The 12698-nt window shown below is 64.9% G+C and carries 13 protein-coding genes; 5 read left to right on the top strand and 8 right to left on the bottom strand.

The features are described 5' to 3' along the window. Positions 1-10: 10 nt before the first annotated feature. A complete protein-coding gene (crp, locus tag N5D30_RS16250; RefSeq protein ID WP_220813825.1) occupies positions 11-655 on the bottom strand; it encodes a cAMP-activated global transcriptional regulator CRP in 645 nt (214 codons plus the stop codon). Between the two features lie 236 nt (positions 656-891). Here crp and N5D30_RS16245 point away from each other — a divergent pair, with 236 nt between their 5' ends. Beyond that, complete coding sequence (locus tag N5D30_RS16245; RefSeq protein WP_192329118.1) at positions 892-1314, top strand: OsmC family protein; 423 nt, start codon at positions 892-894, stop codon at positions 1312-1314. 65 nt (positions 1315-1379) lie between these two features. On the opposite strand, the gene coq7 is transcribed toward N5D30_RS16245, so the two are convergent. Next, positions 1380-2027 carry a 2-polyprenyl-3-methyl-6-methoxy-1,4-benzoquinone monooxygenase gene (gene coq7, locus N5D30_RS16240; protein WP_279904544.1) on the bottom strand — a complete coding sequence of 216 codons (648 nt, stop codon included), beginning with the start codon at positions 2025-2027 and terminating at the stop codon, positions 1380-1382. Between the two features lie 243 nt (positions 2028-2270). On the opposite strand from coq7, the gene N5D30_RS16235 reads away from it, so the two are divergent. Further along, on the top strand, positions 2271-3752 hold the full coding sequence (locus tag N5D30_RS16235) for an AAA family ATPase (protein ID WP_220813827.1): 1482 nt from the start codon (positions 2271-2273) through the stop codon (positions 3750-3752). Here N5D30_RS16235 and N5D30_RS16230 read toward each other — a convergent pair. The 4 genes from N5D30_RS16230 to hemJ form a co-directional block, all read right to left on the bottom strand. Further along, entirely contained in the window at positions 3749-4555 is an 807-nt protein-coding gene (locus N5D30_RS16230; protein ID WP_279909771.1) for an SDR family oxidoreductase, read from the bottom strand. The genes N5D30_RS16235 and N5D30_RS16230 overlap by 4 nt on opposite strands. Positions 4556-4558: 3 nt before the next feature. Next, entirely contained in the window at positions 4559-5542 is a 984-nt protein-coding gene (locus tag N5D30_RS16225; RefSeq protein ID WP_279909770.1) for a DUF805 domain-containing protein, read from the bottom strand. A gap of 95 nt (positions 5543-5637) precedes the next feature. Further along, on the bottom strand, positions 5638-6600 hold the full coding sequence (locus tag N5D30_RS16220) for a nitronate monooxygenase family protein (RefSeq protein WP_279909769.1): 963 nt from the start codon (positions 6598-6600) through the stop codon (positions 5638-5640). 21 nt (positions 6601-6621) lie between these two features. Beyond that, entirely contained in the window at positions 6622-7047 is a 426-nt protein-coding gene (hemJ, locus tag N5D30_RS16215; RefSeq protein WP_279909768.1) for a protoporphyrinogen oxidase HemJ, read from the bottom strand. 136 nt (positions 7048-7183) lie between these two features. Here hemJ and argC point away from each other — a divergent pair, with 136 nt between their 5' ends. After that, a complete protein-coding gene (gene argC, locus N5D30_RS16210) occupies positions 7184-8218 on the top strand; it encodes an N-acetyl-gamma-glutamyl-phosphate reductase (protein WP_279909767.1) in 1035 nt (344 codons plus the stop codon). 167 nt (positions 8219-8385) lie between these two features. After that, positions 8386-8736 carry an iron-sulfur cluster insertion protein ErpA gene (gene erpA, locus N5D30_RS16205; RefSeq protein ID WP_220813833.1) on the top strand — a complete coding sequence of 117 codons (351 nt, stop codon included), beginning with the start codon at positions 8386-8388 and terminating at the stop codon, positions 8734-8736. A 51-nt stretch (positions 8737-8787) separates the two neighbouring features. Here the strand turns inward: erpA and N5D30_RS16200 are convergent, their stop codons facing one another. Together N5D30_RS16200 and N5D30_RS16195 are read right to left on the bottom strand one after the other, a co-directional pair. Then, positions 8788-9879, bottom strand: coding sequence for an anhydro-N-acetylmuramic acid kinase (locus N5D30_RS16200; protein ID WP_279909766.1), 1092 nt, complete (start codon positions 9877-9879; stop codon positions 8788-8790). Position 9880: 1 nt separating this feature from the next. Next, positions 9881-11311 carry a peptidoglycan DD-metalloendopeptidase family protein gene (locus tag N5D30_RS16195; protein ID WP_279909765.1) on the bottom strand — a complete coding sequence of 477 codons (1431 nt, stop codon included), beginning with the start codon at positions 11309-11311 and terminating at the stop codon, positions 9881-9883. 180 nt (positions 11312-11491) lie between these two features. Here N5D30_RS16195 and tyrS point away from each other — a divergent pair, with 180 nt between their 5' ends. Then, positions 11492-12691 (top strand): tyrosine--tRNA ligase, encoded by a 1200-nt coding sequence (tyrS, locus tag N5D30_RS16190; protein ID WP_220813836.1) that lies wholly within the window; start codon positions 11492-11494, stop codon positions 12689-12691. Positions 12692-12698 lie beyond the last annotated feature (7 nt).

Raw genomic sequence — 12698 nt, 5'->3', positions numbered from 1 at the left:
GGCGGGCTCTTCAGCGCGTACCGAAGACCACCATGGTCTTGCCCTTCACATGCACCAGGCCCTGTTCCTCAAGGGACTTGAGCACGCGGCCGACCATCTCGCGGGAGCAGCCGACGATGCGGCCGATTTCCTGGCGGGTGATCTTGATCTGCATGCCGTCCGGATGGGTCATGGCGTCCGGCTGCTTGCACAGGTCGAGCAGGGTGCGGGCCACGCGGCCGGTAACGTCGAGGAAGGCCAGGTCGCCCACCTTGCGGGTGGTATTGCGCAGGCGGTCCGCCATCTGGCTGCCGAGCGCATAGAGAATCTCGGGGTCCTGCTGGGTCAGTTCGCGGAACTTGGTGTAGCTCAGCTCCGCCACCTCGCACTCGGTCTTTGCACGGACCCAGGCGCTGCGCTCCTTCTCGGCGCCTTCCTTCTCGAACAGGCCCATTTCGCCGAAGAAGTCGCCCGCATTGAGGTAGGCGATGATCATTTCGCGGCCGTCGTCGTCCTCGATGAGGATGGTGACCGAGCCTTTGACGATGAAGAACAGGGTCTCGCAACGGTCCCCTGCATAGATGATGGTGCTTTTGGCTGTGTAGCGGCGGCGGTGACAGTGCGCGAGCAGCTTGTCGATGTTCTTGATCTTAGGTGTAAGGGTAATAGCGACCATGCCCGAGTCCCGAAAATGAGTAAGCCTTTGTCCAGCAGGCGAATTTCTTATTAGTTATCCGAACAAGTGTGCCAGTTATCCGTCGGCAGCTTAACAGACAGGTGGCCTGTGGTAATGCGTTTTTGCGACGCAGTCTGCAGCGCTTCCGACCTGCAGGCTGACCGGTGGGTCGAAAAGCTCCCGCCAGGTGCTGTGTTAAGCTGGCGGGCATTTTTCTGGGAGTTGGAGTCCTTGCGATGAAAGCGCGTATTCAGTGGGCCGGCGAGGCCATGTTCCTCGGCGAGTCCGGCAGCGGGCACGTGGTGGTGATGGATGGTCCGCCCGAGGCGGGTGGTCGCAACCTCGGCGTGCGTCCCATGGAGATGGTGCTGATCGGCCTGGGCGGCTGCAGCAACTTCGACGTGGTCAGCATCCTGAAGAAGTCGCGCCAGCCGGTGGAAAGCTGCGAGGCTTTCCTCGAGGCCGAGCGCGCCGACGAGGACCCCAAGGTATTCACCAAGATCCACCTGCACTTCGTGGTCAAGGGTCGTGGCCTCAAGGAGGCGCAGGTCAAGCGCGCCGTCGAGCTGTCGGCAGAGAAGTACTGCTCGGCCTCGATCATGCTAGGCCGCGCCGGCGTCGAGATCACCCACGACTACGAAATCGTCGAGCTGGGCTGATCCGCACCCACGCATGAGTCAATGAAAAAGGGCGCCAGATGGCGCCTTTTTATCATGTCCGCGATTCAGATGCGGTAGGTGCTCTTGGTCATCACCTTGGACAGCAGGGTCATGCCGAACTTGACCGGCGCCGGGAAGCGCAGGCCGCCGGCCTCCAGGGCGCTGGTTGAATGCTGCTGCTCGTCCTCGCGCATCTGCTCGAGGATGGCGCGGGTCCGGGCGTCCTCCGGCGGAATCTGCTCCAGGTGCTCGTCCAGGTGCTTGACCACCTGGTCCTCGGTGGCGGCGACGAAGCCCAGGCTGACCCGGTCGCTGATCAGCCCGGCGACCGCGCCGACGCCGAAGGACAGGCCGTAGAAGATCGGGTTGAGCACGCTTGGATGGCTGCCCAGCTCGCGGATGCGCTGCTCGCACCAAGCCAGGTGGTCGACCTCCTCGTCGGCGGCATGCTCCATGGCCTTGCGTACCTCGGGCAGCTTGGCTGTCAGCGCCTGGCCCTGGTAGAGCGCCTGGGCGCAGACCTCGCCGGTATGGTTGATGCGCATCAGGCCGGCCACGTGGCGGGCATCCTCGTCGCTAAGTTCGGACTCGTTCTGCAGGATGGCCGGCGACGGCCGCGCCGGGGCGCCGCTGAAGGGCAGCAGGGTGCGCATGGCGGCGTCGGCCTGCATCAGCAGGCGGTCGACGGGGGAAAACTGGCGTTCGTTGGTCATGGGCCATCTCCGCGGGAAAGCATGCCGGCAGTTTACCTGAGCCCCCGGGCAGAAATCCGCTTGGCGACAAGAGGCCGCATGGCTGCCGTGTAGGGTGCGCCGTGCGCACCAAGGGGACTGCCTGTGCACCCTACGAGGCTCGGTCCCGTCGATTATCCTGCAGAACAGGGAGTCCACGCGCCTTCCCTGGTGGCTTTCGGTATTCTGTGGGCCTGGTTCGGGTGGTCTCACAAGGAGCGAGTGTTGAAGAACGATATCCACGACCTGGGGCTGGTGCTCGAGTCCCGGGTCAAGCTGGTGGTGATCGAGTCCTGGGACGAGCGCCGGGTGCTGGAGACGCTGACTTCGCTCGCCGTCAAGCGTGGTCTGGGCATCCACACCTGGTCGGTGACCGAGGGCCTGCAGCGTCTGGCCTTCGGCGGCGAGCCGATGGGCGAACTGGACAGCCGCGAGCCGGAGCAGGCGCTGCGCATGATCAAGGCCGACCCGGTACCCAACCTCTACGTGATGTGCGACCTGCACCCCTTCCTCGGCGACAGCCCCAGGCTGGTGCGTCTGCTCAAGGAAATCGCCATGAGCGAGGAGGCGCACAAGCCGACCCTGGTGCTCGTTTCCCACGCGGTGAAGCTGCCGGCCGAGGTCCAGCGCTACGCGGCGCGCTTCAGCCTGGCGCTGCCGACCGAGGAGGAGCTGCTGGCCATCGTCCGCGAGGAGGCCGCCCGCTGGAGCGAGCGCAACCGTGGAGCCAGGGTGCGCACCGACAACCGCACCCTGCAGCAGATGGTGAAGAACCTGCGTGGCCTGACCCACGCCGAGGCACGGGCGCTGGCACGCAACGTGATCTGCGACGACGGCGCCATCACCCAGGAAGACATCCCGGAGCTGAACAAGGCCAAGTTCCAGCTGCTCGACCTGGAGGGCGTGCTCAGCTTCGAGTACGACACCGCGCGCTTCGCCGAGGTGGGCGGCCTGACCAACCTCAAGCGCTGGCTGAGCGAGCGCCAGGAGATATTCCTCAACGGCAAGGGTGCGGACATGCCCCGCGGCATGCTGCTGGTCGGTGTGCAGGGCGGCGGCAAGAGCCTGGCGGCCAAGGCGGTGGCCGGCCTCTGGGGGCTGCCGCTGCTGCGCCTGGACTTTGCCAGTCTGTACAACAAGTTCTTCGGCGAGACCGAGCGCAACCTGCGCGAGGCGCTCAGGCTGGCCAGCCAGATGGCGCCCTGCGTGCTGTGGATGGACGAGATCGAGAAAGGCCTGGCCACCGGTGAGAATGACGATGGTGTCAGCCAGCGTGTGCTCGGCACCCTGCTGACCTGGATGGCCGAGCGCAAGGCGCCGGTGTTCATGGTGGCGACGGCCAACGCCATCCACCGCTTGCCGCCCGAACTGGTGCGCAAGGGGCGCTTCGATGAGCTGTTCTTCGTCGACCTGCCGGATGCGGCAGTACGGTCGGACATCTTCGCCATCCACCTGCGCCGTCGCGAGCTGGAGCCCGAGCAGTTCGACCTGGCCGAGCTGTCGCACGCCTGTGCGGGTTTCTCGGGGGCCGAGATCGAGCAAGTGGTGGTCAGCGCTCTGTACGCCGCCCAGGCGCGGCAGCAGTCGGTGGATCAGACGCTGTTGCTGAACAGTATCCAGAGCACCGCGCCGCTGTCGGTGGTGATGGCCGAGGACCTGGCGGCCCTGCGTGCCTGGGCCGATGGCCGGACGGTGAACGCCGGCTAGGGCTGCTCGGCGTCCGTTCGTGGCAACAGCGGGCGGACCATCTTCATGGCGATGCGCCGCACCAGTGCGCGGGGTGTCAGGCGCAACAGCTGCGGCACCAGGCGGTGCCGCCAGCCGGGGATGATTATGGCCTGGTTGCGCTCCAGCCCGCGGATGGCGAGCAGGGCAATCTCTTCCGGGCTGGCCAGTTGGCCGTGCCGGTCCAGTCCCTCGCTGCGCAACTGGGCGCGGCGGAAGAAGGCAGTGGCCACCGGTCCTGGGCAGAGCACCGAGACCTTCACACCGAACGGCGCCAGTTCGCTGCGCAACGCCTCCGACAGGTGCAGCACATAGGCCTTGCTGGCGAAGTAGTTGGCCATCAGCGGACCGGGCTGGAACGCGGCCAGCGAGGCCACGTTGAGAATCTGTCCCGAACCGCGCTGTTTCATGTCCAGCCCCAGGGCGTGGCAGAGACGGGCGAGGGCCAGAACATTGAGTTCGATCAGCTGCTGCTCGATGGACCAGTCCTGCTCCACGAACAGGCCGGCGCTGCCGATGCCGGCGTTGTTCACCAGCAGATCGATGTGCCGCTCGCTTTGCTCAAGCTCCTGGATCAGGCCGGTGAGCTGCAGCGGTTCGGCCAGGTCGCACACGCGGAACAGCGCTTCGACGCCGAAGCGCTGGCTCAGCTCGCAGGCGATGCTTTCCAAGGCATCGCGCTGGCGTGCGACCAGAATCAGGTTACGCCCGCGCCGGGCCAGCGCCTCGGCCAATGCGAGTCCGAGACCGCTCGAGGCTCCGGTGATCAGGGCGTAACCGCTCAAGGCCTACTCTCCGGAGGGGGCTTGCTGGATTTGCTGCTGTTGTGCTTCCGCGGCGCGGTTGACATAGTCCTGATAGGCCGGCAGGGCAATCGCCGCGACGATGCCCAGGATAGGCACCAGCAGCATGGTGCAGGCCAGGGCGATGACACCACCGCTGTTCGGCGGCGGCGGCGGCCCGTAGCGGTTGGCGCCCTGGTTGCCGGGGACGATGAGCATCAGCAGCGCGAACACGCTGCCGACCACGGGTATCAGGTTGAGCAGCCAGAGCCAGCCGGACCAGCCAATGTCATGCAGGCGTTGCACGCCGATCTGCACGCTGACCACGACTGCGCCGATGACCACCGGGATCATCAGGATGCCGCCGAATATCGGCGAGGCGGCCATGATCCCTGCGGCGATGCCGTAGGCCAGCATAGCGATGAGCAGCAGCGCCATCGACCAACCCAGATAGCGAACCCGGCCAATCCGCCCGGAAACGCTGAATACCTTCAGCTCGGCGAACTCCTCGTAGCCGTCGCCCACATCGGACTTGGGCGTGCTGTAGGGCGACACGGTTGTCGACCCCGGAGTGCTCTGGGCCTGCAGTGCCTGGCGGGCGAGGAACTTCTCGATGACGATGCCGCAGGCGGAGCAGGCGGTGGCCTTGGGCTGCTGGTGCCCGCACTTGGGGCATTCCATATTGCTGCTGCCAGCTTCGCTTGATTCGCTGACGGCCTTCTCTTCTTCGATATCCACCAGGCTCAGCCTGGCGGCAAGGTCCTGTTCCTTGCGCACCTGGGCGCCGGCCTGCTGGAGGGCGACCAGGTACTTGTCGGCCTCGTTCTCGGACAGGTCACGCTTGAGCGCTACCGGGGCCCCGTTGAACAGCACGTCGATTTTGCCCGGGTCGCTCTTGAACAGGCGGGCCAGGTTGGCCTTCACCGTTTCCAGCGTCTGCTCCGGCATCAACTGCCCTTCGAATACGATCTTGTAACGTGCTTCGGTCATGCTGCGTCCCTGTTCGCTTTTATAAATTCGTTGAGCCTAGGGGCTTTGCCGGGCGCTCACAAGCGGCCGGCCAGGCAATTTGCACCAAATGGCCACTAGCGCGGCCATTTCCCCGCCAGTTGGCTGCCCCGGCCCTGTGCGGCGCGGTATTCGTCGTCCAGGCGTGCGATCAGCTCGGCCACCGTCGGCAGATCGGCGATCCCGCCGACGCCCTGGCCGGCCGACCATACGGTCTTCCAGGCCTTGGCTTCGTCGCTGATCGGCTTGAGCTTCTCGCCGTAGTCGACGTCGCCCTTGTCCTGCAGGCGCTTGAGGTCGTAGCCGGCCTTTTCCAGGCTCTGGCGCATGAAGCTGGCCGGCACGCCCGAGACCGCGGGGGTATGCACGATGTCGGCGGCGCGGGCGTCGAGGATCATCTGCTTGTAGTCGCCGTCGGCGTTGCTCTCGCGGGTGGCGATGAAGCGGGTGCCCATGTAGGCCAGGTCGGCGCCGAGCAACTGGGCGGCGAGGATCTCGTGGCCGTGGTTGAGGCAGCCGGAGAGCAGCAGGGTCTTGTCGAAGAACTGGCGGATCTCGGCGATCAGTGCGAACGGGCTCCAGGTGCCCGCATGGCCGCCGGCGCCGGCGGCCACCGCAATCAGGCCGTCGACGCCGGCCTCGGCCGCCTTCTCCGCATGGCGGCGAGTGGTGACGTCATGGAAGACCAGGCCGCCGTAGCTGTGCACGGCATCGACCACTTCCTTGACCGCGCCCAGGCTGGTGATCACCACCGGCACCTTGTGCTCGACGCACACCGCCAGGTCGGCCTGCAGGCGCGGGTTGCTGCCATGCACGATGAGGTTGACCGCGTAGGGCGCCGCGTCCGGCTTCAGACCCGCCTCGATCTCTTCCAGCCAGGCCTTGAAGCCGCTGGTCTCGCGCTGGTTCAGGGCCGGGAAGCTGCCAACCACTCCGCCGTTGCAGCAGGCCAGCACCAGTTGCGGGGTGGACACCAGGAACATGGGAGCCGCTACCACGGGCAGGCGCAGGCGCTGGTCGAACAGAGCGGGCAGGGACATGGGGCTTTCCTCTTGTCGTGATCAGAAGGGTTTCACCACCACCAGCACCACGATGGCCAGTAGGAACAGCACCGGCACCTCGTTGAACCAGCGGTAGAACACGTGGCCGCGGGCGTTCTCGCCGCGGGCGAAGCGCTTGAGCTGGGCGCCGCAGACATGGTGATAACCGACCAACAGTACCACCAGCGTCAGCTTGGCGTGCATCCAGCCCTGCTGCAGCCAGGCCGGATTGAGATGGAGCATCCAGCCGCCGAACACCAGCGTGGCGATCATCGAGGGATTCATGATGCCGCGATACAGCTTGCGCTCCATGACGCAGAAGCGCTCGCGGCTGGCGTCGTCCTCGGCCATGGCGTGATAGACGAACAACCGGGGCAGGTAGAACAGGCCGGCGAACCAGCAGACCAGGGCGATGATGTGCAGGGCCTTGACCCAGAGATAGAGCATCGACGACTTCCTGCGCGAAATGTGTCGCCGATAGTAGAGAAAGCCATGACCGAGCGCATCCTCGAGGTTGGCCCTGGCTGCCCCGGAGCCGTATCATCGGCAGCCTTTCTCAACGGTCGCGCAGCGGGGGTATGCAATGGTCAAGGTCGGAATCGTCGGCGGCACGGGTTACACCGGGGTGGAACTGCTGCGCCTGCTGGCCCAGCACCCGCAGGCCGAGGTGGCGGTGATTACCTCGCGCTCCGAGGCCGGGGTCAAGGTCGCCGACATGTACCCCAACCTGCGCGGTCACTACGACAACCTGGCCTTCAGCGTGCCGGACGTCGCCACCCTGGGCGCCTGCGATGCGGTGTTCTTCGCCACGCCCCATGGTGTCGCCCATGCCCTGGCCGGCGAACTGCTCGCCGCCGGCACCCGGGTGATCGACCTGTCCGCCGACTTCCGCCTGCAGGACGCCGAGGAGTGGGCCAAGTGGTACGGCCAGCCCCACGGCGCGCCGGACCTGCTGCCCGAGGCGGTCTACGGCCTGCCCGAGGTCAATCGCGAGGCGATCAAGGGTGCGCGGCTGATCGCCGTCCCCGGCTGCTACCCGACCGCCACCCAGCTCGGCCTGATCCCGCTGCTGGAGGCTGGTCTGGCCGATTCGAGTCAGTTGATCGCCAACTGCGCCTCCGGCGTCAGCGGTGCCGGTCGTGGCGCCAAGGTTGGTTCGCTGCTGTGCGAGGCCAGCGAGAGCATGATGGCCTATGCGGTCAAGGGCCATCGCCATCTGCCGGAGATCAGCCAGGGGCTGCGCCGCGCCGCCAACGGCCCGGTCGGCCTGACCTTCGTGCCGCACCTGGTGCCGATGATCCGCGGCATCCACGCCACACTGTACGCCACCGTCGCCGACCGCGGCGTGGACCTGCAGGCGCTGTTCGAGCGCCGCTACGCCGACGAGCCGTTCGTCGATGTGATGCCTGCCGGCAGCCATCCGGAAACCCGCAGCGTGCGCGGCGCCAACGTCTGCCGCATCGCCGTGCACCGTCCCCAGGGCGGCGACCTGGTGGTGGTGCTGTCCGCCATCGACAACCTGGTCAAGGGCGCGTCGGGCCAGGCCGTGCAGAACCTCAACATCATGTTCGGCCTGGACGAGCGCCTGGGGCTCTCCCACGCCGCCCTGCTGCCCTGACCGCCATCCCGCCGCGACAACTTGAATTCGTCGCGGGCGTTCCCATCTAAACAGGCAGGGCCTCGTGCCCTGCCTTCGCGCAATAATTGACCAATTTGCTCGGACAAGCGGATAATCCTCGCCCGTGCAGTACGTGACATGGCGCCTGGCGCCGGGAGAACAGCAAGATGAGCGTCGAGACCTTCACTCCAACCCCCCTGATCTTCACCCAGGGTGCGGCGAACAAGGTGAAGAACCTGGTCGATGAAGAAGGCAACCCGCGCCTGAAGCTGCGTGTGTTCGTCACCGGCGGCGGTTGCTCGGGCTTCCAGTACGGCTTCACCTTCGACGAGGATGTTGCCGACGATGACACCATCGTCGAGCGCGAGGGCGTCAGCTTGGTGGTCGACCCGATGAGCTTCCAGTACCTGGCCGGTGCCGAGGTGGATTATCAGGAAGGGCTGGAAGGATCGCGCTTCGTGATCAACAACCCGAACGCCTCGACCACCTGCGGTTGCGGATCGTCCTTCTCGATCTGATCGCTACCCAAGGGAACAGAAGCCGCGCAATCGCGCGGCTTTTTCGTTTCTTCAGGCCGGATAGATGGCGCCGAGGATGCGCGGGCCCTTCGCCCCGCTGACGCTCGGGCGGTTGGCCGGAATGCGTTCCAGGCAGCAGTGGGCCAGCCAGGCGAAGGCCATGGCCTCGACCCAGTCCGGCGGCACGCCGCGCGAGGCGGTGCTGGCCACCCGGCAATCGGGCAGCAATTCCTGCAGGCGCCGCATCAGCGTGTCGTTGTGCGCACCGCCGCCACACACCAGCAATTCGGTGGTGCTCTGCTGAGCCTGCTGCAGCGAGTCGACGATGCTGCGCGCGGTCAGCTCCAGCAGTGTGCGCTGGATATCGGCGGGAGCCAGCTCGGGCTGAGCGGCCAGATGGCTTTCGAGCCAGGCGAGGTTGAACAGCTCCCGCCCCGTGCTCTTGGGACCGTGCGTGGCAAAGTAGGGATCGCTCAGGAGCGCACGCAGCAAGTCATCATTCAGCCGCCCGCTGGCGGCCCAGTCGCCGCCGCGGTCGAAGGCTTTGCTCAGGCTCTTATCGATCCAGGCATCGAGCAGCACGTTGCCCGGCCCGCAGTCGAAGCCTCGCACTGGCTGGTCCGCCTCGATCAGGCTGAGGTTGCTGAAACCGCCGACGTTGAGCACGGCTCTGGGCTGGTCGTCGCGCTCGAAGAGGGCTTCGTGGAAGGCCGGCACCAGTGGCGCACCCTGGCCTCCCGCTGCGACGTCTCGGCGCCGGAAGTCGGCGACCACATCGATCCCGGTCAGCTCCGCCAGCAGCGCCGGGTTGCCGATCTGCACGGTAAAGCCGCGGGACGGCTCGTGGCGCACGGTCTGGCCGTGGCTGCCGATGGCGCGTATATCGCCGGCGCTCAAGCCTTCCCGCTGCAGCAGGGCATGGATGCCGTCGGCTGCCAGTTCAACCCAGCGCTGTTCGACTACCGCCGCGCGCGCCAGTTCGTCCGGGCCGGACGAGCACAGGGCCAGCAGCTCGGCACGTAGCGTGTCGGGCATGGGGATGTAGTGGTGGGCGAGCAGGGCGGGGTGGGAGGCCTGGTGGATCAGGGCGATGTCCAGTCCGTCGAGGCTGGTGCCGGACATCACCCCCAGGTAGCGCAACATGTCAGGGTTGCTTGTTGGCGGCCAGCAGAGTGGCCTTTTCCTGATCCATGCGCGCCATCAGTGGCTTGCTCTGTTGCAGGAAACGCTGCTTCTCGTTGTTCGCGATGGGGTCCGCCATCGGCAGCTTCTGGCCGAGCGGGTCCACATGCTGGCCGTTGACCTGGAACTCGTAGTGCAGGTGCGGGCCGGTGGAGAGGCCGGTGGTGCCGATATAGCCGATGATCTGGCCCTGCTTGACGTTTACGCCGGTACGCACGCCCTTGGCGAAGCCCTGCATATGCCCGTACAGGGTGCGGTAGCTGTTGCCGTGCTGGATGACGACGGCGTTGCCGTAACCACCCTTGCGCCCGGCCAGCAGTACACGACCATCGCCGGCGGCCTTGATCGGCGTACCACGTGGCGCGGCGTAATCGACACCCTTGTGTGCGCGAATCTTGTTCAGGATGGGATGCTTGCGGCCCAGGGAGAACTTGGAGCTGATACGGGCGAAGTCCACCGGCGTGCGGATGAACGCCTTGCGCATGCTCATCCCGTCCGCGTTGTAGTAGCTGGTGACGCCCTGCTTGTTGGTGTAGCGGACCGCGGTATAGCTCTTGCCGCGGTTGGTGAAGCGGGCGGAGAGGATATTGCCGTTGCCCACCGTCTTGCCGTTGACCGTGTGCTCCTCGTAGATCACCTCGAACTCGTCGCCTTCGCGCAGGTCCTGGGCGAAGTCGATGTCGTAGCCGAACACGTTGGCCAGGTCCATGGTCAGGCTGTGTGGCAGCCCGGCGCGTTTGGCGGAGAGGAACAGCGAGCTGTTGATGACGCCGCGGGCGTAACTGGTGTGGACATCAGGCTTGACCACCTCACGCTTGAAGGAGAAGCCCTTGTCGTCGCGAGTCAGGGAGATGCTTTCGAGATCGTTGAGTCTGCTGCTCAGTTGCTCCAGCTTGCCGTCGGCGGTCAGCTTGAAGTCCAGGGTCTGGCCGACATTGAGGCGGCTGAAGCGCTTGGCGTCCTTGCTGCTGTCGATGGCTTCGTGCAGGGCCGTGGCATTCAGGCCCACACGTGCGAAGAGAGTGGAGAGAGTATCGCCGCTGGTGACGGTGACGCTCTTCTGCAGCGGATCGGAGGGTGGGGCGGGTTGAAGCTCTTCTTTCTTCTCGTTATCAGCGTCTGCTTGGGCGCTTTTCTGATTATTGGCGAGGTTGGCATCGGCGAAGGGTGATGCGCCTCGATCCCCCAGAACCTGCTCGGGTCGGAGGTCGTCCTTTTCCTGCAGTATCTGTTCGGAGCCATTGTCCAGCTCCATCGACAGGTAGGTCTTCCTTGCTTCCACCTCGCGGGATGGGAACACCAGCAAGGCCAGGCTCAGCAGCGCCGCGACACCGCTGGCAGCCAGCAGATGGCTTCGCGGGTAGGACGTAGCTTTGGGAGAGGTATGGGTCATGGCTCGGGGTGTTTCTTGGAAGAGTGCATTAACTGCCTAAAATATAATCATAATTCATCATAGGCAACCCTGAAGCCAGGCTGTCTGTCGAGCGGCAGCCCCGGGCGCAGAGCTTGTAATTGGTCAGTGATCTTGTATGGTTGGTTCCCTTTTGGTTTTGCGAGTGGCATGAGTCCTGTCATGAAGTCGGTTGAAGAGCAGCTGGCGCTGATCAAGCGCGGAGCGGAAGAAGTCCTGGTCGAATCCGAACTGGTGGAAAAACTCAAGCGTGGCGAGCCGCTGCGCATCAAGGCCGGTTTCGACCCTACCGCACCCGATCTGCACCTGGGGCATACCGTCCTTATTAATAAGCTGCGCCAGTTCCAGGAGCTGGGGCACCAGGTGATCTTCCTGATCGGCGACTTCACCGGCATGATCGGCGACCCCAGTGGCAAGAGCACTACCCGTCCGCCGCTGACTCGCGAGCAGGTGCTCGACAACGCCGAGACCTACAAGACCCAGGTATTCAAGATCCTCGATCCGGCGAAGACCGAGGTGGCCTTCAACTCCACCTGGATGGACAAGCTGACTCCGGCCGACTTCATCCGTCTGTCGTCGCAGTACACCGTGGCGCGCATGCTCGAGCGCGACGACTTCCAGAAACGCTATGAAGGCAACCAGCCGATCGCCATCCACGAGTTCCTCTATCCGCTGGTTCAAGGCTACGACTCGGTGGCGTTGCGCGCCGACGTCGAACTGGGCGGCACCGACCAGAAATTCAATCTGCTGATGGGGCGTGAGCTGCAGCGTGCCTATGGGCAGTCCTCCCAATGCATCGTCACCATGCCGTTGCTGGAAGGTCTGGATGGTGTGAAGAAGATGTCCAAGTCGTTGGGTAACTACGTGGGTATCCAGGAGGCGCCGGGCGCCATGTACAACAAGCTGGTATCCATGCCCGACTCGCTGATGTGGCGCTACTTCGAGCTGCTGAGCTTCCGCTCCATGGAAGAGATCGAACAGTTCAAGGCGGACGTGGCGAGTGGCGCCAATCCCCGGGACATCAAGATCAAGCTAGCCGAGGAGATCGTTGCTCGTTTCCACGGCGAAGAGGCGGCGGCCAATGCCCATCGTTCCGCTGGCAATCGCCTGAAGGATGGCGAGCTGCCGGACGATCTTCCGGAAGTCGAGCTTCTATCTATAGAGGATATGCCGGTCTCCTCCGTCCTTAATAAGGCAGGCCTGGTGAAGAACGCTGCGGCTGCACGCGATCTGCTGAGTGCCGGCAGTGTGAAGGTGGACGGTGAGGTGGTGGATCGTGGCTTCGTGTTCAAGCTGGGCTCCAGCCATGTCTGCCAGGCCGGCAAGAAGGCCTTCGCACGCATCCATCTGAAAGCCGAGTAAAAAGTTT

Source organism: Pseudomonas sp. GD03875, from assembly GCF_029840585.1.
In the GTDB taxonomy this organism is placed as follows: domain Bacteria; phylum Pseudomonadota; class Gammaproteobacteria; order Pseudomonadales; family Pseudomonadaceae; genus Aquipseudomonas; species Aquipseudomonas paralcaligenes.
Note: the sequence above shows the minus strand (reverse complement) of the source record. Positions and strands in the feature narration are given on the sequence as shown.

Coding starts and splice junctions, on each gene's coding strand:
- crp (WP_220813825.1), bottom strand. CDS start 655: ATGGTCGCTATTACCCTTACACCTAAGATCAAGAACATCGACAAGCTG.
- N5D30_RS16245 (WP_192329118.1), top strand. CDS start 892: ATGAAAGCGCGTATTCAGTGGGCCGGCGAGGCCATGTTCCTCGGCGAG.
- coq7 (WP_279904544.1), bottom strand. CDS start 2,027: ATGACCAACGAACGCCAGTTTTCCCCCGTCGACCGCCTGCTGATGCAG.
- N5D30_RS16225 (WP_279909770.1), bottom strand. CDS start 5,542: ATGACCGAAGCACGTTACAAGATCGTATTCGAAGGGCAGTTGATGCCG.
- N5D30_RS16220 (WP_279909769.1), bottom strand. CDS start 6,600: ATGTCCCTGCCCGCTCTGTTCGACCAGCGCCTGCGCCTGCCCGTGGTA.
- hemJ (WP_279909768.1), bottom strand. CDS start 7,047: ATGCTCTATCTCTGGGTCAAGGCCCTGCACATCATCGCCCTGGTCTGC.
- argC (WP_279909767.1), top strand. CDS start 7,184: ATGGTCAAGGTCGGAATCGTCGGCGGCACGGGTTACACCGGGGTGGAA.
- erpA (WP_220813833.1), top strand. CDS start 8,386: ATGAGCGTCGAGACCTTCACTCCAACCCCCCTGATCTTCACCCAGGGT.
- N5D30_RS16200 (WP_279909766.1), bottom strand. CDS start 9,879: ATGTTGCGCTACCTGGGGGTGATGTCCGGCACCAGCCTCGACGGACTG.
- N5D30_RS16195 (WP_279909765.1), bottom strand. CDS start 11,311: ATGACCCATACCTCTCCCAAAGCTACGTCCTACCCGCGAAGCCATCTG.
- tyrS (WP_220813836.1), top strand. CDS start 11,492: ATGAAGTCGGTTGAAGAGCAGCTGGCGCTGATCAAGCGCGGAGCGGAA.